Below are 21,891 nucleotides of genomic sequence, written 5' to 3' on the forward strand. Positions count from 1 at the left end.
GAACGAAACCATCCCATTCAGCAGGAGACTCACGTCACACCGCCTGATCCGGCTGCGACGCTGATCCCATCGCGAAAGGCTGCTCATCAGCAGCCGTCTGACCAGGAGGTATCGTGAATTCCGCGACCGAGGCCAACGAGAAGATCCGCGTCATCGACAGCGGTGTTCCGCCTGCGCGATTCGCCCGCGGCTGGCACTGCCTGGGCCTTGTTCGCGAGTTCGGCGACGGTCGGCCGCATCAGGTCTCGGCGTTCGGCACCGAACTCGTCGTCTTTCGCGGGGAGGACGGAAAACTCAACGTGCTCAACGCTTTCTGCCCGCACATGGGTGGAAACCTGGCCGACGGAACGATCAAGGGCAACGACATCGCCTGCCCCTTCCACGACTGGCGCTGGCGCGGCGACGGCAAGTGCGCGGGAATCCCCTACGCGCGGCGGGTGCCGCCGCTGGCGCGAACCAAAGCCTGGCCGACGATGGAGATCAGCGGACAGCTGTTCGTCTGGAACGACCCGCAGGGGCGTAAACCGCCCGCCGAGCTCACCATCCCGGAGATCCCGACCTACGGTGACGAGTCCTGGACCGACTGGGTCTGGAATCACGTGGACGTGGAGAACTCGCACTGCCGCGAGATCGTCGACAACGTCGTCGACATGGCCCATTTCTTCTACGTCCACTACTCCATGCCGACCTATTTCCGCAATGTCTTCGAAGGGCACACCGCGAACCAGCTCATGCGGTCGCGACCCCGGGCGGACGCTGTCGGCGTCAGTCAGAACACCAACTACAGTGCCGAAGGCCAGTCGGACGCAACGTATTACGGTCCGTCCTACATGGTGGACAAGCTGTGGAGCGCGGGTCGTGATCGCGAGGGCGAACCCAATATCTATCTGATCAATTGCCACTATCCGATCACGCCGACCTCGTTCCGGTTGCAGTACGGCGTGATGGTGGAGAAGCCGGCCGGAATGGACGACGAGGCGGCGAACCAGATCGCGGCCGCCATCGCCAAGGGCGTGTCGATCGGCTTCGAGCAGGACGTGCAGATCTGGAAGAAGAAGGCACGCATCGACAATCCGCTGTTGTCGGAGGAGGACGGGCCCGTCTACCAGCTGCGCCGGTGGTACGAGCAGTTCTACGTCGACGTCGAGGACATCAAGCCCGAAATGGTCAACCGGTTCGAATTCGAGATCGATACCGAACGCGCCCTGCAGAACTGGCAGGCCGAGGTGGACGCCAACCTCGCCGAAGGGCGTAGCGCCATCGCCCCCAATCTGTCGGTCAACCGCGAGGAAGCCGTCGCCGGTTCCTGATCTCCGACCCCAAATTTCCCACTTCCCCAGGAGTTCTCAGATGTCTTACGCAGTGCTCGACAAAATCGTCGCCCTCGCCGACCAGATCAGCGCCGGCGCCGAGGAAGGCGAGTCGCTCGGTCGGCTGCCCGACGATATGGCCAAGGCCCTCAAGGATGCCGGGCTGATCCGGCTGCTGCAACGCAAGAAGTACAGCGGATTCGAGGCCCACCCACGGGAATTCGCGGAAACCGTGATGAAGACCGCGAGCATCTACGGTTCGGCTGGATGGGTCGGCGGCATCGTGGGCGTCCATCCATGGCAGCTCGCCTTCGCCGACCCGAAGGTCCAGGACGAGGTGCTCGGCGCCGACAACGACACCTGGCAGGCCTCGCCCTACATGCCCGGCGGCGTCGCCGTACCCCGCGACGGCGGCTATGTACTCAACGGGCGTTGGCAGTTCTCCTCCGGCACCGATCACTGCGACTGGATCTTCCTCGGCGCGCTGGTCGGCGGCGAGGACGGCAAACCGGTCATGCCGCCGCGAGGACTGCACGTGATCCTGCCCCGGTCCGACTACGAGATCGTGCCGGACTCCTGGGATGTGGTTGGACTGCGCGGCACCGGCAGCAAGGACATCCGGGTGAAGGACGCCTTCATCCCGGCATACCGGGTGATGGACTCGGCGAAGGTGATCGACGGCACCGCGGCCAAGGAGTACGGGGTTACCGAGACGCTCTACAAGATGCCGTGGTCGACCATGTTCCCGCTCGGGATCACCGCGGCGACCATCGGCATCTGCGAAGGAGTCCTGGCCGCCGGAATCGCCTACCAGCGCGACCGCGTCGGCGCCGCCGGAACTCTCATCAAGGACGACCCCTACGTCCTGCATGCCCTGGGCGAATCGGCGTCGGAGATCGACTCCGCTCGCCAGCAGTTGCTCGCCAATGTCGATCGGATCTTCGACCTGGTGGACCGTGGCGAGGAGATCGACTTCGAGACCCGGTCGCGGGTGCGCCGCGATCAGGTTCGCGTCGCCTGGCGAGCGGTCCGCGCCGCCGACGAGATCTTCGACCGTGCCGGCGGCAACGCGCTGCGCATGGACAACCCGCTGCAACGGTTCTGGCGTGACGCGCACGCCGGATTGCACCACGCCATCCATGTAAGCAGCACCGTCTATCACGCGGCGGCGATGTCCGGGTTGGGCGTGGAGGTGCCGCCGGGTCCACTGCGCGTGATGATCTGACGCTTCTCGGAAAGGAACACGAGCACGATGACCGAAATCAAGGGGCTCGGCTACGTCCGCATCTTGGCGACCGACCTCGAGCGCTGGCGCGAACTCGGATTCGAGGTACTCGGTTTCGCCCCGGGCTTCGGCGTCGAGGACGACGCCCTGCACTTCCGGATGGACGAGCGACCGGCCCGCATCACCGTCGAACGCGCCGACGTGAACCGGGTCAGCGCGGTCGGCTGGGAGGTGCGTGACGGTGCCGCACTCCGGCAGCTGGCCGCGACGCTCGACGCCGCCGGATACGAGTACACGCCGATGCCGCCGGAGCTCGCCGATCAGCGCAAGGTCGAGGCTGGAATCAGCATGCGGGACCCCGGCGGCACGCCGTTGGAGTTCTTTCACGGGCCGGTGCTCGAACACAGCCCGGTGCTGACCAGATACGGCCAGCGGTTCGTGACCGCAGCCCAGGGCCTAGGGCATGTCGTCATGCCGACAACCAATTTCGACGAGTCGTACGGCTTCTACACCGAGATCCTCGGCTTCTTGCCGCGTGGTGCGTTCCGCATGCCGTCGCCGCCCGATGCCCCGCCGCAGCGGATCCGCTTCCTCGGGGTGAATCAGCGCCATCACAGCCTGGCGATCATGCCCAGCCTCGAGGGCCGCGATCCGGGACTGATCCACGTGATGGTCGAGGTCGACGAGCTGGACGCCGTTGGTCGCGCCTACGACCAGGTGATGGCACGCGATTTCCCGGTGTCCTCGACGCTGGGCCGGCACACCAACGACAAGATGATCTCCTTCTACGTTCGGGTCCCCGGCGGATGGGACATCGAGTACGGAACCGGCGGCAGGCTCGTCGACGAGGCGTACTACACCGCCGAGGAGATCACTGCCGACAGCTACTGGGGCCACGAGTGGATGTGGGCGCGGCAGGCGAAACAAGCGCAATCGATGAAACAGATCGAGCCGGACGCGCGGACCGTCGGGGCGTGACGGCCTCAGACCATCGCTATCAACCGGGTGGTTTCAGCCGCTCGCCTCATCGAGGGAAGAAGTGAATGTTGTGACAAATCAGGACACCGATTTCGACGCCGTCGTTGTCGGGGCGGGGATCTCCGGGCTCTACGCGGTGCACAAGCTGCGTGGCCGTGGGATGCGGGTGCACGGTTTCGAATCCGCCGAAGGGGTGGGCGGCACCTGGTACCACAACCGGTATCCGGGAGCACGCTGCGACGTGGAGAGTATCGACTACTCCTACTCCTTCGACGACGAACTGCAGCAGGAGTGGACCTGGTCGGAGCGTTTCGCTACGCAAGCGGAGATCCTGCGCTATCTCGAACACGTCGCCGACCGGCACGACTTGCGCTCGGACTATGACTTCCTGACCCGGGTGACCGCGACGGTCTACGACGAGCGGGCTCGGCGTTGGACCATTACCACCGACACCGGTCGCACGGTCACGGCGCGGTACTGCATTCTCGCGACGGGCGTGCTGTCGGCCACGAACAAGCCGGACATTCCGGGCCGCGACACCTTCGCCGGTGCGAGCTACCACACTGGCGAGTGGCCGCACGAACCCGTCGATTTCACGGGTAAGCGCATCGGCGTGATTGGCACCGGCTCCTCGGGCATCCAGGCGGTGCCGGTGATCGCCGAACACGCCGAGCACCTCTACGTCTTCCAGCGGACACCGAACTATTCGATTCCGGCCGGCAACCGACCGCTGGATCCCGAATTCATTGCCGAGGTGAAGGCGGATTACGCCGAGCGGCGTCGGCTGTCGCGCGTCAGCGGCGGCGGCACCCCGAACAGTCCCCACCCCAAGGGCGCACTCGAAGTCGATGCCGCCGAACGCACCAGGATCTACGACGAGTGGTGGCAGCGCGGCGGATATCTGTTCGCCAAGGCATTCCCGGACCAGACGACCAGCCTGGATGCCAACGACACCGCACGCGAATACGTCGAGGCGAAGATCCGCGAGATGGTGCGCGATCCCGAAGTCGCCGAACAGCTCATCCCTAACGATCACCCCATCGGAACCAAGCGGATTGTCACCGACGACGGCTACTTCCAGACCTACAACCGCGACAACGTGACGCTGGTGAACCTGCGTCGCACCCCGATCACCGAGATCACCGAGACCGGAGTCCGCACGACGGAGGCGTCCTACGACCTCGACGTCCTGATCTTCGCCACCGGTTTCGACGCGATGACCGGCTCGCTGTCCCAGATCGAGATCCGTGGCCGCGGCGGCCGCCAACTGAGTCAGGAGTGGGCGGCCGGCCCGCGTACTTACCTGGGCCTGGCCGTGGCGGGGTTCCCGAACATGTTCATCCTGGCCGGTCCCGGCAGCCCCAGCGTGCTGGCCAACATGGTGTTGATGGCCGAGCAGCACGTCGACTGGATCGGCGACTGCCTCGATTACCTCGACGAGCACGGATTCACCACGGTCGAGGCCACCGAGGAATCGGTCGACGAGTGGGTGGCCACCTGCAACACGGTCGCATCCCACACGTTGTTCCCGACCGCGAATTCCTGGTACATGGGCGCGAACATCCCCGGTAAGCCACGCGTCTTCATGCCCTACATCGGTGGATTCGGCAAATACAACGGGATCTGCGCCGAGGTCGCCGCCTCCGGTTACAAGGGCTTCGACCTGACCGGCACGGCGACGTCGGCTCGCACCAATCAGAGGAAGTGATCGACATGGCCGGACGACGTTCCGACCTGCACCCCGATGTCGAGTCGATGCTGTCGGCACTGGAGGTGTTCCCCGATGTCACCCAGCATGAGCCCACCGAATTGCGGCAGATCATCGTTTCCCGGCGAGCTCCGCTGACACGACTGCCCGCCATGCGGAGCGCCGAGGACCGGAAGATCCCGGGGCCGGGCGGGGATCTCGCGGTGCGACTGTACGTGCCCGACAGCGACACGTCCGCACCACTACCGGTGGTGGTGTTCGCCCATGGAGGCGGTTTCGTCTTCTGCGACTTGGACAGTCACGACGAATTCTGCCGGTCGATGGCCGACGCGGTCGGTGTCGCCGTAGTCGCCGTGGACTATCGGCTCGCACCCGAACATCCCGGCCCCGCGGCCATGGAGGACATGTACGCGGCGGTCTGTTGGGCCGCCGAACACGCCGCCGAATTCGGCGGTGACGCGAACCGGCTCGTGGTGGCCGGCGACAGCGCGGGCGGCAATCTCGCGGCCACCGTTTCGCTGGCGGCGCGCGACCGCTGCGGCCCGCGCATCACCGCGCAAGTCCTGCTCTACCCGGTCATCGACGATGACCTCAGCACCGAGTCCTACCGGCTCTACGGTGAGGGCTACTACAACAACACCACGGCCATGCAGTGGTATTGGAAACAGTACGCGCCCAATGGAACCGACGATCCATACCTGGTCCCGAGCCGGGCCGAATCCCTTGCGGGTCTCCCCGCCGCGGTAGTGGCGACCGCAGAGCTCGATCCACCCTGCGTGGCAGGGGAGGACTACGCCCGACGCCTCGCCGAAGCCGGTGTCGCGGTCACCGCGCACCGCTTCGACGGTCTGTTCCACGGCTTTCTGACCTTCCCGAAGCTGTCGCTGACCGAACCGGCGCGCCAGAAGCTGTGGCAGATGATGCACGACGTGCTGGCCTCGGCCGCGGCCTCCGATTCGACCTCCCATTGAGCGGAAGTCCGCTCCGGACAAGGCCATTCGGCGACAGACGATCGAATCCGGGTGCGAACCCGGCACAGCGAAGGCAGAAAGTGATCAAGACACAGCGACTCGAAGGTAAGAGAGCCCTGGTCACCGGCAGTAGCCGGGGCATCGGGCGGGCCATCGCGCAGCGCCTGGCCGCGGAGGGTGCGACCGTCGCCGTGACGGCTCGGTCGCTCGAGCCGAGACCCTCGACGCGAGACGGCGAGACCCACCTGATCGCCGGCTCGCTCGCCGAGACCGTGCAGTTGATCGAGGCCGCGGGCGGCCGCGCAGTGGCGATTCCGGCGGATCTGGAAGACGGCGAACAGCGCACCGGGCTCGTCGACCGCGTCGTGGAAGAGCTCGGCGGGCTCGACATCCTGGTCAACAACGCCGGTTTCGCCGACTACAGCTCGATCGCGGAGATGAGCGACACGACGTTCCACCGGACCGTGCAGCACTACCTCGAGGTGCCATTCGTGCTCAGCCGCGCCGCGATCCCGGTGATGCGCAAACAAGGTGCGGGCTGGATCGTCAATATCGGATCCTCCACCGGGCTGAACCCGATTCGGCCGTTCCGGGAGTACAACAAGACCTCCGGCGATGTCGTATACGCCTCGGCAAAGGCCGCACTCCACCGGTTCACGCAGGGACTGGCGGCCGAACTCGTCGACGACGGCATCGCGGTCAACGCCGTCGGCCCGTCCACGGCCATCATGACCCCCGGCGCCGCGGCGCTGCTGCCCGCAGGCTACGAAACCGAGCCGGTGGAGTATCTGGCGCAGACCGTGCTCGAGATGTGTGCGCTGCCCGCCGCCGAGCGGACCGGTCTCGTGGCGTTCAGCCTGCATTTCCCTTATGCGACAAAGACCCCCGTGATGTCGCTGGACGGTGGCGCTGAACTGCCTCGGCGAGAGCCGCCCGCGTGGGCGAATCCGAACATCCTGCCGGAGGGGGTCTGATGGGCGCCACAGCGCGGGAGCGGTTCTCCCACGGCACCGCGGTCGTCACCGGCGCCGCCGCCGGAATCGGCGCCGGCCTGGCCCGGCATCTGGGTGAGCTCGGTATGCGGGTGATCGTCGCCGACATCGACGCCGAGCGCGCGTCGGGGGTGGCGAGCGAGATCGTCGCGGCAGGCGGCAGCGCCGAGGGCTACGGGATCGACGTCGCCGACGAGACGGCCATCGAGGAGATGGCGGCGATCATCTTCGCCCGGTACGGCAGCGTCGAGTTGCTCATCAACAACGCGGGTGTCGAGTCGGCCGGTCTGCTGTGGGAGATCGACCCGGCCCGGTGGCGACGGTTGATGCAGATCAATGTCGACGGTGTCTTCTACAGCTTGAAGTCGTTCGTGCCCAGGATGATTCGGACGGGTTCCCCCGCTTGTATCGCCAATCTGTCCTCGGTGGGTGGACTCAATACCGTCGCGGTCCAATCCCCTTACATCGTCAGCAAATTCGCGGTGCAGGCGATGACGGAATGCCTGCATCAGGATCTGTCGATCATCGCAGCCCCGATCCAAGTCAGTGCGGTGGTGCCCAGTTCGATTCGCAGCGAGATCTTCCTCGCCGCCCAGCGGGAGGCGCCCACCGCCGATCCGACCGCCAATGCCGTCTTCGCCGCGATGCAGCGCGACAACGTCGAGAAGGGCCTCGACCCGCTGGTGGCCGCCGAGCACATGATCGAACAGATCGCTCGCGGCGAGTTCTGGGTGTGGTCCGACGACGAGGCATGCATCGCCTCGGCGGTGCAGCGCGGGGAACAGCTGCTGAACCTCACTCCACCCTCCAATCCACGAGACATGCTCGCCCGCATGGGCGTGCCGCTCCCGGAAGGCAAATCATGACCGACACCGTCATCGCCGACGTCTCCGATCGGCAGGCCGCACTGCACCAGGCGATCGAGGAGTGCGAGGCGGCTCCGCTGCTGATGTCGCTGGTGCACGTGACCGGTGATCTCGGGCTGCTCGACGAGTTCGGCCCGCGGCTGACCATCGAGGAACCCGGCAGCCATTACCGCACCGGCATTCGGCCCACCGTCCCGCCGGGCACCTACCCCGATGACGTCGCCGCGGATGTCCGCGCCCGCGCGCGAGAGATCCTGACTGCGGATTCGACTGCCGCCCTGTGGGTTCCGGACGACGAGCTGTTCCAGCGGATGACGATGATCTGCACCGCGCAGCGGGTGGACGCCGAATTCGTCCCCCTGCTGCTGGAACAAGCCGGGTTCATCAAGGATCAGCGTCACGTCCCGGTGACGGTGGCGCCCCCGGCCGACTTCGAAGTCGTCGTCATCGGCGCCGGCATCGTCGGCATCAACGCCGGAATCAAGCTGGGGGAGGCCGGTTTCCGGTTCACCATCTTCGAGGAACGCGACGACATCGGCGGCACCTGGCAGGCCAACACCTATCCCGGCGCGGCGGTGGACACCCCGAGCCACTACTACTCGTATTCCTTCGAGCTCAATCCGAACTGGTCGCGGTATTATCCGACCGGACCCGAGTATCAGGACTATCTGCTCGGCGTCGTGGACAAATACCGACTGCGTGAGCACATCCGGTTCGGCACTCGTGTGCGTTCGGCCACCTGGCTGGCGGAGGAGAACCTGTGGGAGGTCGTGACCGAGGGGGGTGACGGCACGCTCACCCGGCAGCGGGCCCGTGCCGTGATCACCGCGTTGGGAATGCTCAACGCCCCCAACAAACCCGACGTGCCGGGAATGGACACCTTCGGCGGGACGCTCGTGCACACCGCCGAGTGGGACACCGGCATCGACCTGCACGGCAAGCGCGTCGTGGTCTTGGGCACCGGTTGCACGTCGGTGCAGGTCGTGGCCAGCATCGTCGAGGAGGTGGAAGCGCTCGACGTGGTCGTCCGCAGCCCGCACTGGCTGGTGCCGGAGAAGGCGGTCGGCGGTGACGTCCCGGCCGGTGAGAAGTGGGCGATGGCCAATCTGCCCTTCTACGACAAATGGTTCCGGCTGCGCACCTACTGGTTCGCCTCCGACAACCTGTACCCGATGCCGCGTATCGACAAAGAGTGGGCGGCCACCCACCTCTCGGCGTCGCCGGCCAACGACATGGCGTTGCGCACCGCACAGGAATACCTGCGCGCCAGCTTCCCGGATCGGCCCGATCTGGTCGAGAAGCTGACCCCGGACTTCCGGCCCTACGCCAAGCGAATTGTCAAGGACCCGGGCTTCTTCAAGGCGCTCAACCGCGAGCACGTGACCCTGCACCGGGCGTCGTTCGAGCGGATCACCCCCGACGGCGTGGTCACCACAGAGGGAACGTTCATCCCCGCCGACGTGATCATCCTGGCCACCGGATTCAAACTCCAGTTCACCACCGCCATCGACATCACCGGCCGTGACGGCGACACGCTGGCGCAGGTGTGGAAGGGCGGTGAGGATCCGCGCGCCTATCTCGGGGTGCAGGTGTCCGGCTTCCCGAATCTGTTCATCACCGCCGGACCGAACTCCGCACCGAATCACGGTGCGGGACACAACATCACCGGTGAGGAACAGGTCCACTACATCATCGAGTGCCTGCAGTACCTGCTCGAGCACGACCATGCCGCGATGGACGTCGAACAGCGGGCATTGGTCGAGTACAACGAGCGCGTCGACGAGGCGCTCGACGAGACCGTGTGGGTGCATCCCGGTGCGCAGGTCAACGGGTACTACCGCAATTCCGAGGGCCGTGCGGTCGTACCGTGCCCGTGGCGGCTGGTCGACTACTGGACGATGCTGCGCGCACCCCATCCCGAGGATCTGACCTTCCTGCCGCTTCGAAAGGCTTTGTCATGACCGCGAATCCGATACCCGACGCACCCCCGCGTTCGGTCGACGCGAGCCCGCCGGAAGTCGATCCGGTCATGATGCGAGCCGTCCTGGGACACTTCGCTACCGGCGTCGTGGCGATCACCGGAATCGACCCGGAGTCGGCGGCGCCGACCGGCTTGGCCGCCAACTCGTTCACCTCGGTGTCGTTGGATCCGCCGCTGATCGCGTTCTGTGTGGCGGCGACCAGTTCCTCGTGGCCGCGGGTTCGTGCGGCGGGGCGCTACACGGTCAACATCCTGTCCGAGAACCAGGAGTCCGTGTGCCGACAGTTCGCGGCTCGCGGGACGGACAAGTTCGAGGGCATCGATTGGCAGCCGTCGCCGGCGGGCGCTCCGATCCTGGCCGAGGGTCTGGCCTGGATCGAGGCGGAGCTGGAGGCCGAACACCCCGCGGGCGACCACACCATAGTGGTCTCGCGGGTCCGCCATCTGTACGCGACCGATCTGGCGCCGCTGATCTTCTTCCGCGGCCGATACGGTGACGTGGGCTCGAACCCGGGGACGTCCACGCGATGACGATGCGACCGCTCGACTGCGACCAGTGCGGCCAACGGGTGCTGATCGAGAAGTTCAGCGCGGCCCACACCTCGGTGCAGTGGGTCGGCGACGCCGGTAGGTGTCCGGTGATCGCGAGCGCGAATCGTGGTGTGGGACATCAGGAGCGCGGCTGTGACGTGCTGCGCCGCCGGATCGACCGGGCGGTGCTCGAACGGGCGGTGCTCGAATCGCGGATCGAGCTCCCGGTCGGCGACGACATCCCGCGCCTGCATTGAATGACCCGGGCGCGGCGATCGGTCGACGGGTGGGGCCGACGAGACCGTGCGTCGAGAACGCACGGTCTCGTCGGTTGTCGGCTCGGAGCTCAGGAGGCCGTTTCTTCGGATGGTATTGCTTGAGCGCACCATTCGAGTTCGGCCGGGCTCAGCATCCCCAGTTCCTTGGCGCGCCGACACCATCGCTGGATGAGCCCGACGAATTCGGCCGGATCGTAGATGTCCTCTTCTTTGGAGAATTTTCCCTCACCGGCGTAAGTGAGGATGCTGATGTTGTCGGCACCCATCTGAGAGCCGTCGCCCGGATCGCGCAGCAGGTTGTTCAGCTTCACCACGATGACGCCGTTGACGTCGTCGATCAAGTGCCAGTAGTCGGGGAATGACGTCATCGCGGAGCCGGGAAAGCGGGCAAGGGTCGGCTCGGCCCAGGCCCAGATCGCGTCACGCCCTTTCAATACTCCGACCATCTGCTCGTGGTATTCGGCATCGGGGGTGAAGAGGTCGACGAATTCCCGCCAACTGCCCGCACCCGACGCGGCTCGGGCCACCGTCGAACGCCAGTTCTGGAAGGCCGACTCCAATTCGGCTCTGCTCCATGTGCTACTCATACCCGGACGTTAATCAGATCCGCGTGGACACGGTGAAAGCCTTTTCCGCACAGTGGGATTCGCGGAACCGTCCCGCTCAATGGAAGGCCGGACTCCGTGGCTGCCGCCTCGAATCTAGGTTTGTGCAATCCATCGCATCTTGGAGAGTGGAGTTACCGATCATGGCGAAGAAGCCGATGCCCCCGCTCACGCACGCCCACGAATCGACCGTCGATCTCCTCGTGATCGGCTCAGGTAGCGGCATGGCCGCGGCGTTGGCGGCGCACGAGCTGGGATTGTCGACGGTCATCGTGGAGAAGACCGCCTACGTCGGCGGATCGACCGCACGCTCCGGTGGCGCGTTCTGGATTCCGGGAAACTCCACCCTGCCCGATACCGGATCGGCGGCGCTCGCCGAGGCGGGTACCTACATCAAGTCGGTGGTGGGAGATTCGGCTCCGGCCGAGCGCGGCGAGGCGTTCCTCGAGGCCGGCGCCGAGGCGGTGGCGATGCTGGAGCGGACCACGCCGATGCGATTCTTCTGGGCGCGTGGCTATTCCGACTACCACCCGGAGGAACCGGGCGGTCGCGCCGAAGGCCGGACCTGTGAGTGCCGCCCGTTCGATGCCTCGGTGCTGGGTGTGCAACGTCCGCGGCTGCGGCCGGGCGTGCTCGAAGCGCCGGTGCCGATGCCGGTCACCGGTGCCGACTACAAGTGGATGAACCTGGTCGCGCGCAAGCCGCTGAAGGCGTTGTCGCGCATACTGCGCCGCGCCGCGCTGGGCATCGGCGGCATGGTGATCGGCCGCGAATACGTGGCCGGCGGCCAGGCGCTCGCGGCAGGCATGTTCGCGGGCGTGCTGCGGTCCGGAATCCCGGTGTGGACCGAGACCAGCCTGGTCCGCCTCGTCCACGAAGGCGACCGCGTCACGGGTGCGGTGCTGCGCCAGGCCGAACGTGAGATCACCGTCACCGTGCGCCACGGCGTTGTGCTCGCGGCTGGTGGTTTCGACCACGATATGGCGGCCCGCCACAAGTTCCAGTCCCCGCGCCTGGACGACGATGCCAGCCTCGGCGCCGAGGGCAACACCGGTGAGGCCATCACCGCCGCACAGGAACTGGGCGCCGGTACCGCGCTGATGGATCAGGCATGGTGGTTCCCCGCCTTCGCTCCGCTGCCCGGCGCGGCCCCGGCGGTGATGCTCGCGGAACGCTCGTTGCCGGGCTCGTTCGTGGTCGATCAGACCGGTCGGCGATTCATCAACGAGGCCATGGACTACATGTCGTTCGGTCAGGCGCTGCTGGAGCGGGAGCGCGGCGGCGACCCGGTCGAGCAGATGTGGCTCGTGTTCGACCAGCGCTACCGCAACAACTACATCCTCGCCGGGCAGTACTTCCCTCGCCAGCCATTGCCGTCGGCATGGTTCGAGGCGGGCATCGCCCATCGCGCCGACAGCCCCGCCGCCCTGGCGCGGGCGATGGGCGTACCCGAGGACGCCTTCACCGAGACCTTCGACAACCTCAACCACTACGCGGAAACCGGGAACGATCCGGAGTTCTCGCGCGGCGACAGTGCCTACGACCGTTACTACGGCGACCCGACGGTGACCCCGAACCCGAACCTGGCGCCGCTGCGCAAAGCGCCGTTCTACGCGGTCAAGATGATCCTCAGCGACCTGGGCACCTGCGGCGGTCTCGTCGCCGATCGGGACGCGCGCGTGTTGCGTGAGGACGGCAGCGTCATCGAGGGGCTCTACGCGATCGGCAACACCGCGGCGAATGCTTTCGGTGCGACCTACCCGGGCGCGGGCGCCACCATCGGCCAGGCACTGGTCTTCGGTTACATCGCCGCACGGCACGCGGCGGCCCGGACAGAGCCCGAGTCGGTGTAGTCGCTTCGACTGCGTAAGCTTGTGCGGAACAATGCAGCCCGGCGATCATCCGAGTCGGCGGAAACCCCTTCGATGGCACCGAATGCGTTGGTTACGAAAGGGTTTCGCGTACGGGTAGCTCGTGGCTAGTGCCGCGTCCGAGAGATGCTGGAACCGCTGCCCGGGTGGCGGGTTGATTCTCGGCGGGTGAACGGTGATCCTGCCGGTGGAGGTGATGCCGGTGGCTCGCAAGCCGGATGTGTTCGTCAGAGCGTGACCCCGGACGAGGGCCGCAAACTGGCCCAGATCGCGCGACGCAGCAAGCAACCGATCCGGATGCGGCGGGGTGCGGTGGTGATGGCTTCAGCGCAGCATCAGCCGGTCGGGCTCATCGCGAAGCTGATGCAGGTGTCGGAATCGCCCAGGCCCAACGTATACTTCCAGTCGATCCGAGCCCGAACCGCCTGTGCGGCTTGATGATCGGTGAGCGCCTCGGCGAACTGCAGCACCGATACCAGTGCCAGCAACGCTGGCGACATCGCGGGCTGGCCGCGACACGAGAACGCCGCAGCGAACTCCGAATCAGTAAAGATCGGTCCCAGTACGTCCCGCAGCCGCATCGCCAGACACCCTCGGGGAACACCATCCTGGCAACCCGCACCGTCTCCACCGGAACCACATCCCACCTGCGCGGGCGCAAAGACACCCAACCTCCATCAACACCATGCACGATCACCCAACGTCGATCATGCCGAACCAACTCCGGCTCAACCGAATTCGCCAACAGTGTCCAAAATGGAGCGGGGGCAGGCCGGCGAAGACCGATCAGGCGACGCGTGATCGGATCTGTCGGATCGCCCGGTGCTGCCCCCCGTGACCTGGGGTGGCCGTTCGCGACGTGGAGTCTGTCGAAATTAGTGGACGTGTTGCGTATCAACGGTATTGCCGACATCAGCTACGAAACCGTCCGACAGATCCTCAAAACCGGTGGAGTGTAGTGGCAGGCCACGAAAGCCTGGAAAGCGAGCAATGACCCGGACTTTCAGGCCAAGATGGCCCGGATCCTCGATCTTTACGACAACCCGCCCGCCGACGGCCGGGTGATCGGCGTGGACGAGTTCGGCCCGCTGAACCTCCAACCCCGCAGCGGCCGAGGCTGGTTCACCGCCCGTCGGCCGCGCCGGCTGCGGGCGACCTACCACCGAACCCAGGGTGTCCGGCACATGTTCGGTGCCCTGGACCTGCGCTCGGGCCACTTGAGGTCACGTCGTCGACGATCGGCAATTCGCCGGAACATGCTGCCGCACAGATGGATTCGATAAACTGAGAGCAGCGCGGCAGCGCGGAGCGAGCCGATGTCGGCCCCATAGAGCGTTCGATGCACGCCGCGGTGGACGCGGCATCCACAGAGGCCGAGAGCTGACGTGGTTCCGAACCTCGACGTGATCCCATTGGCCGGGAATGCGCGCACATCAAGTACCCGCGCAATGGTTTCGTACGGACGTTCCTATCGAATCCAGGAGAGAAACCGATGGCTACTGCCGATCAGATCCGTTCCACCGTTCACCGGTACGTCGAGTTGATCGGATCCGGAACGTCGGCCGAGATCGCGGCGTTATTCAGCGACGAGGCGACCCTCGAAGACCCAGTCGGCGCACAGCCGCGGATCGGGCGCGCGGCGATCGAGCAGTTCTATGCCGCGCTGGATTCGGTACGCACCTCGACCGAACTTCACACGGTGCGGGTAGCGGGAGAGTCCGCGGCATTCTCGTTCCGCGTTGTGACCGAAACCGTGGATCGGGCCATCACGATCGAACCGATCAATGTCATGACATTGGACGACGAAGCGCGAATCACAAGCATGCATGCGTTCTGGTCCGCCGAGGACGTACGCGCCGATTGAGATCCCAGCTGGCAACGGCCCGGTCTCAGACAGCGCGCCGCCACTTCGTCGAAGAGCGATCCCCGACAATGGATTCGGTGGGCGAGGAGTATCCGGGCCAGATCCGCGAAGCGGCCGTTTGTGTCTGCGTGGTCGCAGCTTCGGACCGCCCGTCGTGCGCCTCGTGATAGTGACGAACACCCGCGTCAGTTGACGACTCGTACCTGGTGTTCTCGTAACTCAGCTCTGATATGGCGGTATGTGCGCCCGCATGCCCCAATTTCCGGCTCGGTCGCTATCCCGATCCAGTCGCCCGGTTCTGATCGATGTGCGGCGGCCCGATCAAGTGAAACCTATTGCCCTCCAACAGCAGTAGATGGTGTTGCACAATCGAGGGCTCGGGGTGTCGGTATGCCCGCGGGGGCGGCCTGGCAGGTGTGGAGCGAGCCTGCCCCTGGGCTGCTGTGCGCATGCACTCTGCGTCACCGGTGACGACCCCCGACTCCCGGCACCGGGCGATGGCCACGTTGGCGGCCCGACCGCGCGCACGTGCAGGCAAACGGCCGAGCCAGCTGTGTAGTACGGGATGATCGAGCCGAGCACGGATCAGGTGAGCCTCCCGCTCAGTGGAAGCCCCTTTCCCGCCCACCATTCGTAGCTGTGATTGTCATCGTATGCGTCATGGTGTAGTTCTCTTTACAAGCGACCGCGGAATTCGACCGGCAGCACTCGCAAAGGCCGCCGAGGAGCGCGGGTTCGATTCCTTCTACGTCCCGGAGCACACGCACATTCCGGTCAAACGCGATGCGCCCCATCCCGGAACCGGCGACGCCAGCCTCCCCGACGATCGGTACATGCGAACACTGGATCCATGGATTGCGCTGGCGACGGTAGCCGAGGTGACCGAGCGGATCGAGTTGTCCACGGCGGTAGCACTACCGGTTCAGCACGATCCGATCGCCCTGGCGAAAACGCTTGCCACGCTCGACCACCTCTCAGGAGGTCGGGTGAGCCTGTGCGCCGGGTTCGGTTGGAACGCTGACGAATTGGCCAATCACCGTGTCCCGTTCACACGTCGGCGGGCGGTGCTACGCGAGTATGTCGAGGCGATGCGAGTCCTCTGGACCGAGGAAGAGGCAAGCTACGCAGGCGAGTTCATCTCGTTCGAACCGGCATGGGCGTGGCCGAAGCCGGAGCGGCACATTCCACTAATCATCGGAGCAGAAGCCGGACCCAAGACTCTGGCCTGGATCGCTGATCACGCTGATGGTTGGTTGAGCACCCCGCGGACCGACGATGTCTTCGCCCGTGCAAAGGAATTCGCTCAAGTCTGGAGTGAGCACGGACGAGACGGTGCGCCGATCATCAAGGCTCTCGGCCCGGATCCTGATCTTCACGACAAGTACGTGGATGCGGGCGTCACCGATCTCGTGTGGAGCGCAGGGGACGGAACCGAGACACAGGCGTTGCGTCGTCTCGATGAGATCGCTGGCAGGTTCGATCTGTGAACGGGACGCCGTCTGCCGCCTGGCGTGACATCGGCGAGCTGCTCGACCGGCAGGCAATTCGCGAGGTCATCACCCGATACTGCCGTGGCATCGACCGCCTCGATATGGACGCGGTCCGTAGTTGCTATCACTCGGACGCGATCGATCACCACACCGCGGCGTTCAACGGCACTGTGGAAGAGTTCATCGCCTGGGCGGAACCCGGTTTGAAACGGTTCGCCGGCACCCGGCATATCGTGACCAACCATGTCTGCGAGCTCTCGGGTGACCGGGCCGTCACCGAGACATACGCGATCACCTACCACTGGGGACACTCGAGCGGTGATACTACGAAGAACTTTGTCGGACACGGTAGATACGTCGATCGCTTCGAACGTCGCGGTGGAGGGCAGTGGCGGATAGCAGAGCGGTGGGTCGAGATCGATTGCACTACTCCATTCGCGGGTACGGCCCTGGAAGCACCGTCGTCGGATCCCGGCCGACGCAACGACCTCTTCGGTGATCTGGCTCGAACGATGCGCCACAGTTGATCCGGATGTCGCTGCCCCAGTGCACGCTGGTGTGCGCGAATAGGCCACTGTCGCCGCGAGTGGCGCGAGAACGATTGCAGTGCGAGGGCTTCTCGAGTGCGACGCCAGTCAGGAACGCGGCCGCGGCGGCGCTGTGCCTGGACGGAAATGACGACGAGGTGGGTGCCGGAACCAGCCGCCGGTGGGCAGCTGCTCGGCGGCCGGTCTAGGGCGCGCGATGAGCGTCTTGAGTCCGGCGTTGACCGCGAGGCTCGTGCCCGCGAGGGAGGCCACACCGCGCAGGACGCCCGCGACCAGGCAGGCAGGTGTGCCGGAGGTCGCCACCAACGCATCGGAATAGGTGGTCATGAGGAATCTCTGCAGGCCAGAGTCTCAGGCGGCGGGGAACCTCAGTGCCGAGGGTGGTGGATCGGTGGCCGCTGTTTCGGCCAGACGGTACTGATCGGACTTCGGGCAGCGAGGGGCGCGCAGTCCTGTAGACAACCGATTGGGCCATGGATCCTCCAATGATCAGTGGCCACAGCCATGCCTCCATGTCCGGAACTCCGGCCACTCCGGCGAGGTCGCGTATTGCGGTGAACAACAGCCTGAACGTGCCGACCGCGATCAGTACCGTCATCAGGGTTGCGAGTGTGTGGATCAGTCGGGCGCGGGCGTGCGCACGCAGCAGGATCGTGACGCCATGCACGGCGCTGAGCAATGCGATCGGCGGCACGATTGCAACGGCCGCGGCCAGCAACACCAGCATGTGTGCGTGCAGCACGGCGTGGGTGGCGTTGCCGGTGATGCTGATGGCTGCGGCGGTGGCGAGTTCACACCAGAAGAAGGTGTGCGCACGTCGGTTCGCCTGGGCGGCGCCGTCCGGATCAGTCGCAGCGGGTCGTCAGCGGTGGACGGTTGTGCCGGATTGTCTGTGGGATCGTTGTCGGTGGGCATGGTGAGGTCCTTGGACAGTATCGAGTAGCGATGAACCTGCGTAGATGATTGCTGCTTGATTGCTATGGCGAGATATCCGATTCACAGCTCGGCGTGTCGACACGCCGAGCTGACGTGTGGGCTATCTCGGACCCTGGCGGCGGCCGCCTGGTGTGCGCATGGGTGTGCCGCGTTGGCGGAGTGCGTCGCGGATGGTGCTGGCGGGGAATCCAGTGAGGCGGCTGCAGCTGGCCAACGAGTGGCCGGCGAGGTAGAGCCGTTCGGCATTGTCGATGTCGTCCGCGGGTATCGACTGGAAGCGTCTCGGTACGCCGCGGTTGTTCAGCAGCGCAAGGACTGCGGTCTTTGAGATGCCGAAGCGCGTCGCGAGCTGTGCAGTGGAGGCGCCGTCACGGTAAGCGCTGATCAGCTGTTCGAGTATTGAGGGGCCGAGGCGCCGCTCGATTCGGCGGGGCTCGCGACGACCCTCTGTCGGAGGTTTCCGGCGTCGTCGGGGGAGCGTTGAGGGCCGCCCGGCTTCGATTTTGGCGCGGCTGGCTTCGAGTTTCTGCAGGTCAGCCCATTTGGAATAACGCCCAGCCAGGTCCACCATAAGGGGCTTATTCCAACCGGCGTCCGCTCGCTGGTTCGAGTAAGCCCCTTTCTGCTTTTTCTGTGCGGTGGGGGACTGGTGCAGGTGCGGCTGGCTTGATGGAGGGCGGCGAACAGGTCGGTTTTCTCGTCGCTGATTGTCGGTTCGATGGTGTCGTGATGATCGTCGATGTAGAAGCGTTGGTAGAAGGTTTCGTTGAGCAGGCGGCGGACGTCGGTGCCGGCGTCGCGGTAGAGGACGTAGGGGTCGGCTACGAGGTCCAAGGCGTGCCGGAGCACTCCCGCGCCGATGGTGAGCTCTTCGGAGGTGTTCGTGAGCCCGGCTTCGAGGCGTTTGCGTTGGGTCTTGATGTCGATCAGCTTCATGCGGACTTTTGCTTGGGGCATCGAGCCGTCGGCGAGCAGGTCGATCAGGCGGTTTTCTTTGGCGTCGAGCTGTTTCAGTTGACGGTTGAGGCTCGCGTGTCGGTCACGGACGGTGGTGTGGTCATCGGCGACGACTTCTTCGAGGAGCCTTCGGGTCTCGGTGGCAAAGGATGTCGAGAGCTGCAGTGTGCGATAGTGCTCGGCCACCGCCTCTTCGACCATTTGGGACTGAACCTGATCGTCATGTCCACAAGTCGGACACGTGATGTCGATTCCCACGGTGACGTCCCGTCCCAGTGCAGTCGCGCCACGGTCGTGACGGTCGCCGCGCAACAGCGCTTGTGCTGGTTCCCGCTGATGCAGTGGTTTGCTCCATCGAACACCGCGCTGGGGTGCTTGTCGAGTTTGAGGTATCCGGAGTCATCCAAAGGTCCTCTCTGGTCGTAATGCGAGGTGCCAGGAGGCGGGATCTGAGCTGAGGGAGTGTGAGTCCGCTGTGATGCGACAACTGACCATCCGCCTGAGACAGGCGGATCCGTCGCTGGGGTCACCGGATCGAACGGGTGAGAACTGATTGGTCCTGACGAGCAACGAACAAGCCGAGCGCAGCCTGCACGGCACCGATGTAGCCACCCGCTCAAGCGCCGCAGTCCTGCTTGCTGAGTCGCGCCTTAGATCCAGAGAAGGCAACGGCCCGATGGAAATCGGATGGACGGTGCGGGGTGGGGCGCAGTAATGAGCTGGCTCGGCCACCCCTCGACAAGGGCCGAACAGGCTTCGCACCGGGGCCATTCCAGCTTGTTCGGTCGTTCGCGGCAGGATCCCAGGCTAACGACGAAAGGAGACTGTCGGTTGCCGACCTCACCCAACGAGGTCCTCGACCAGCTGGTTACCGACAGAGCCAAGACGGGATGGGCGACAATGACGATCCCGCTGGCACTCTTCAAAGCCTTTGCGCGCGAACGCGGATGGGAAGCAGTCGCGACCAGGCGGGGAGGTGCGACGCCCACGCTAGCTCATCTGGCCACCTGAATCGTGGGCTCCTGCCCGAAATGCCTTGATATCCGCTGGAATTCCATTTTGGACGGGTCCATTTTGGACCCACCCTCGGTTTGCTGTGCGAAGCAACCTTCGCGCTTCATTCATCCGAGGTCGCGCCAGGCGACACGTCCGCAAGCAGTCCGCAGGAGCGCCGCATCCAGCCAATCGTACCAACGACACAACCCGAGATTCCGCCGCTCAGGGACCGAATCTCCTTGCTTGCCAACGGTGCCCGTCACTCGCAAACAACGAGAGCAACAGACGTCCGGTCCGCTCACCGAGCGTACTGATGATCTCGTGGCGTCGGGGCGGATATGGAAAACACCGCTATCGTGGGATCGGTGACCCGCCTTGGATTCCGCGTGTTGACGGTGCTTCCCGCTGTGGCGCTGTGCGCGCTGGCCGTCGGCTGTGCCCAGACTCCGCATACGGCGCACTCCTCCGAGAAAGCGCGCCCTGTGCCGACCGGTTCACTCGACATGCTGGGCACCACCTCGCTGGCGGCCACGACCACCCCCGCGCCCGTGACAACCACGGCGACGCCGCAATCCGTCCCCGCCCAGCCCGCTTTCACCGAGGACGACGCCCGTTACACGGTCCGCCGCTACCTGTCCCGCTGGATCGGGCAGCCGCTCCAGCCCGATGACACCGAGGGCAAGTACCCCCTCGTCTGCGCGGGCTCGACGCTGGCCAACAATCCCGGAAGGCTCACCGGCACAACAGCCTTCGACGCCGACCGGATGACGGCCCGCACCGGCGACACGGGTGCGGCCGTGACCGTCCCGGTGACGAATTCCTCCGCCGTCACCACCGTGCTCACCTTCACCCTGCGCGCCGCGACCCAGGGCTACTGCATCGCGGACATCGCGAGCTGACCCATCGGCCGCCCGGAACGCTTCAGGAACTCCCGTGCCAACTCCCGATACTGTTCCGCACCACGGGATTTCGGTGCCCACGTGGTGAGCGGTTCGCCCGCGATGGTGGAGTCCGGGAACCGCACCGTCCGCGAGATCACCGTGTCGTACAGCTCCGCCTCGAACGTCTCCGCCACCCGGTCCCGCACCTGCCGGCAGTGCAGCAGTCGCGGATCGAACATGGTGACCACGATGCCCGACAGCTCGAGCCGCGGATTGAGCCGTTCGCGCACCTTCTCCATGGTGTCGTTGAGCAGCGCCAGCCCGCGCAGCGAGAAGAACTCGCACTCCATGGGAATGATGACCCCGTCCGCGCAGGCGAGCGCATTCACGGTGAGCAGGCTCAGCGACGGCTGGCAGTCGATGAGGATGTAGTCGTAGCGATCCCGGATCGGATCGAGCACCCGGCGCATCGAATGCTCTCGGCCCACCTCGTTGACGAGCTGGATCTCCGCCGCGGACAGATCGATATTGCTGGGCAGCAGATGCAGGTTCGTGACGCCGGTCTTGATCAGCACGTCGTCGATCGGCGGCGCCGACCGGCTCAGCAGGTCGTAGACGGTGAGTTCGAGATCGTGGTGCGCGACGCCCAGGGCCGCCGACAGCGCCCCCTGCGGATCGAGGTCCACCAGCAGCACGCGCAGCCCGCACTCGGCAAGCGCGGCACCCAGATTGACCGTCGAGGTGGTCTTCCCGACGCCGCCCTTCTGATTGCACAGCGCAATCACCTGGGCTTCGCCTGCGGTCGCCCCGGCCTCCTCAACAGCAATGTTTGCCGACATTTCGCCAGCCTAACCCGTCACGTGGCGGATCGGTCGGACCCGCTCCGGAGTCCTGTCGCACGTC

At 65.4% G+C, this 21,891-nt stretch carries 22 protein-coding genes; 16 read left to right on the forward strand and 6 right to left on the reverse strand.

Annotated elements, in window-relative coordinates; all coding sequences use genetic code 11:
- Window positions 1–113 precede the first annotated feature (113 nt).
- The 10 genes from ACWEQQ_RS06055 (at window position 114) to ACWEQQ_RS06100 (ending at window position 10,819) form a co-directional block, all read left to right on the forward strand.
- Window positions 114–1,310: a Rieske 2Fe-2S domain-containing protein gene (locus tag ACWEQQ_RS06055; protein ID WP_452347384.1), complete on the forward strand. Its 1,197-nt coding sequence runs from the start codon at window positions 114–116 to the stop codon at window positions 1,308–1,310.
- A gap of 40 nt (window positions 1,311–1,350) precedes the next feature.
- Window positions 1,351–2,535, forward strand: coding sequence for an acyl-CoA dehydrogenase family protein (locus ACWEQQ_RS06060; protein WP_452347385.1), 1,185 nt, complete (start codon window positions 1,351–1,353; stop codon window positions 2,533–2,535).
- Between the two features lie 27 nt (window positions 2,536–2,562).
- Entirely contained in the window at window positions 2,563–3,513 is a 951-nt protein-coding gene (locus tag ACWEQQ_RS06065) for a VOC family protein (protein WP_452347386.1), read from the forward strand.
- A gap of 70 nt (window positions 3,514–3,583) precedes the next feature.
- On the forward strand, window positions 3,584–5,221 hold the full coding sequence (locus ACWEQQ_RS06070) for a flavin-containing monooxygenase (protein ID WP_452340332.1): 1,638 nt from the start codon (window positions 3,584–3,586) through the stop codon (window positions 5,219–5,221).
- Between the two features lie 5 nt (window positions 5,222–5,226).
- The gene (locus ACWEQQ_RS06075; RefSeq protein WP_452347387.1) at window positions 5,227–6,192 is read left to right on the forward strand and encodes an alpha/beta hydrolase; all 966 of its coding nucleotides are present in this window, start codon (window positions 5,227–5,229) and stop codon (window positions 6,190–6,192) included.
- A gap of 80 nt (window positions 6,193–6,272) precedes the next feature.
- Window positions 6,273–7,166 carry an SDR family NAD(P)-dependent oxidoreductase gene (locus ACWEQQ_RS06080; RefSeq protein WP_452340330.1) on the forward strand — a complete coding sequence of 298 codons (894 nt, stop codon included), beginning with the start codon at window positions 6,273–6,275 and terminating at the stop codon, window positions 7,164–7,166.
- Complete coding sequence (locus tag ACWEQQ_RS06085; RefSeq protein WP_452340329.1) at window positions 7,166–8,050, forward strand: SDR family NAD(P)-dependent oxidoreductase; 885 nt, start codon at window positions 7,166–7,168, stop codon at window positions 8,048–8,050. Before ACWEQQ_RS06080 ends, ACWEQQ_RS06085 begins: the two co-directional genes overlap by 1 nt.
- Window positions 8,047–10,011: a flavin-containing monooxygenase gene (locus ACWEQQ_RS06090; protein ID WP_452347388.1), complete on the forward strand. Its 1,965-nt coding sequence runs from the start codon at window positions 8,047–8,049 to the stop codon at window positions 10,009–10,011. The genes ACWEQQ_RS06085 and ACWEQQ_RS06090 overlap by 4 nt, the downstream gene beginning before the upstream one ends.
- On the forward strand, window positions 10,008–10,562 hold the full coding sequence (locus ACWEQQ_RS06095) for a flavin reductase family protein (protein WP_452340327.1): 555 nt from the start codon (window positions 10,008–10,010) through the stop codon (window positions 10,560–10,562). The genes ACWEQQ_RS06090 and ACWEQQ_RS06095 overlap by 4 nt, the downstream gene beginning before the upstream one ends.
- Window positions 10,559–10,819, forward strand: a complete 261-nt coding sequence (locus tag ACWEQQ_RS06100; RefSeq protein WP_452340326.1) for a hypothetical protein — start codon at window positions 10,559–10,561, stop codon at window positions 10,817–10,819. The genes ACWEQQ_RS06095 and ACWEQQ_RS06100 overlap by 4 nt, the downstream gene beginning before the upstream one ends.
- An 89-nt stretch (window positions 10,820–10,908) precedes the next feature.
- Here ACWEQQ_RS06100 and ACWEQQ_RS06105 read toward each other — a convergent pair whose 3' ends face one another.
- Window positions 10,909–11,400: a nuclear transport factor 2 family protein gene (locus ACWEQQ_RS06105; RefSeq protein WP_452340325.1), complete on the reverse strand. Its 492-nt coding sequence runs from the start codon at window positions 11,398–11,400 to the stop codon at window positions 10,909–10,911.
- Window positions 11,401–11,588: 188 nt separating this feature from the next.
- On the opposite strand from ACWEQQ_RS06105, the gene ACWEQQ_RS06110 reads away from it, so the two are divergent.
- Window positions 11,589–13,298 carry a 3-ketosteroid-delta-1-dehydrogenase gene (locus tag ACWEQQ_RS06110; protein WP_452347389.1) on the forward strand — a complete coding sequence of 570 codons (1,710 nt, stop codon included), beginning with the start codon at window positions 11,589–11,591 and terminating at the stop codon, window positions 13,296–13,298.
- Window positions 13,299–13,651: 353 nt separating this feature from the next.
- On the opposite strand, the gene ACWEQQ_RS06115 is transcribed toward ACWEQQ_RS06110, so the two are convergent.
- On the reverse strand, window positions 13,652–13,897 hold the full coding sequence (locus ACWEQQ_RS06115; protein WP_452347390.1) for a transposase: 246 nt from the start codon (window positions 13,895–13,897) through the stop codon (window positions 13,652–13,654).
- 294 nt (window positions 13,898–14,191) lie between these two features.
- Window positions 14,192–14,533, reverse strand: a complete 342-nt coding sequence (locus ACWEQQ_RS06120; RefSeq protein WP_452347391.1) for a hypothetical protein — start codon at window positions 14,531–14,533, stop codon at window positions 14,192–14,194.
- 275 nt (window positions 14,534–14,808) lie between these two features.
- On the opposite strand from ACWEQQ_RS06120, the gene ACWEQQ_RS06125 reads away from it, so the two are divergent.
- The 3 genes from ACWEQQ_RS06125 to ACWEQQ_RS06135 all read left to right on the forward strand — a co-directional run bounded on the left by ACWEQQ_RS06125 (window position 14,809) and on the right by ACWEQQ_RS06135 (window position 17,197).
- Complete coding sequence (locus tag ACWEQQ_RS06125) at window positions 14,809–15,180, forward strand: nuclear transport factor 2 family protein (RefSeq protein ID WP_452340322.1); 372 nt, start codon at window positions 14,809–14,811, stop codon at window positions 15,178–15,180.
- Window positions 15,181–15,833: 653 nt separating this feature from the next.
- Window positions 15,834–16,667 carry an LLM class F420-dependent oxidoreductase gene (locus tag ACWEQQ_RS06130; protein WP_452340321.1) on the forward strand — a complete coding sequence of 278 codons (834 nt, stop codon included), beginning with the start codon at window positions 15,834–15,836 and terminating at the stop codon, window positions 16,665–16,667.
- Window positions 16,664–17,197, forward strand: a complete 534-nt coding sequence (locus ACWEQQ_RS06135) for a nuclear transport factor 2 family protein (RefSeq protein WP_452347392.1) — start codon at window positions 16,664–16,666, stop codon at window positions 17,195–17,197. The genes ACWEQQ_RS06130 and ACWEQQ_RS06135 overlap by 4 nt, the downstream gene beginning before the upstream one ends.
- Window positions 17,198–17,305: 108 nt before the next feature.
- Here ACWEQQ_RS06135 and ACWEQQ_RS06140 read toward each other — a convergent pair whose 3' ends face one another.
- The gene (locus tag ACWEQQ_RS06140; protein ID WP_452347393.1) at window positions 17,306–17,545 is read right to left on the reverse strand and encodes a hypothetical protein; all 240 of its coding nucleotides are present in this window, start codon (window positions 17,543–17,545) and stop codon (window positions 17,306–17,308) included.
- A 286-nt stretch (window positions 17,546–17,831) separates the two neighbouring features.
- Here ACWEQQ_RS06140 and ACWEQQ_RS06145 point away from each other — a divergent pair, with 286 nt between their 5' ends.
- Entirely contained in the window at window positions 17,832–18,161 is a 330-nt protein-coding gene (locus ACWEQQ_RS06145) for a hypothetical protein (protein ID WP_452347394.1), read from the forward strand.
- A 377-nt stretch (window positions 18,162–18,538) separates the two neighbouring features.
- Here the strand turns inward: ACWEQQ_RS06145 and ACWEQQ_RS06150 are convergent, their stop codons facing one another.
- On the reverse strand, window positions 18,539–19,312 hold the full coding sequence (locus ACWEQQ_RS06150; protein WP_452347395.1) for a hypothetical protein: 774 nt from the start codon (window positions 19,310–19,312) through the stop codon (window positions 18,539–18,541).
- 1,160 nt (window positions 19,313–20,472) lie between these two features.
- Here ACWEQQ_RS06150 and ACWEQQ_RS06155 point away from each other — a divergent pair.
- Window positions 20,473–21,006, forward strand: a complete 534-nt coding sequence (locus ACWEQQ_RS06155; protein ID WP_452347396.1) for a hypothetical protein — start codon at window positions 20,473–20,475, stop codon at window positions 21,004–21,006.
- On the opposite strand, the gene ACWEQQ_RS06160 is transcribed toward ACWEQQ_RS06155, so the two are convergent.
- Window positions 20,979–21,827, reverse strand: coding sequence for a ParA family protein (locus tag ACWEQQ_RS06160; protein ID WP_452347397.1), 849 nt, complete (start codon window positions 21,825–21,827; stop codon window positions 20,979–20,981). The two genes, ACWEQQ_RS06155 and ACWEQQ_RS06160, sit on opposite strands and share 28 nt — an antisense overlap.
- Window positions 21,828–21,891 lie beyond the last annotated feature (64 nt).

This window comes from Nocardia sp. NPDC004123, from assembly GCF_053603795.1.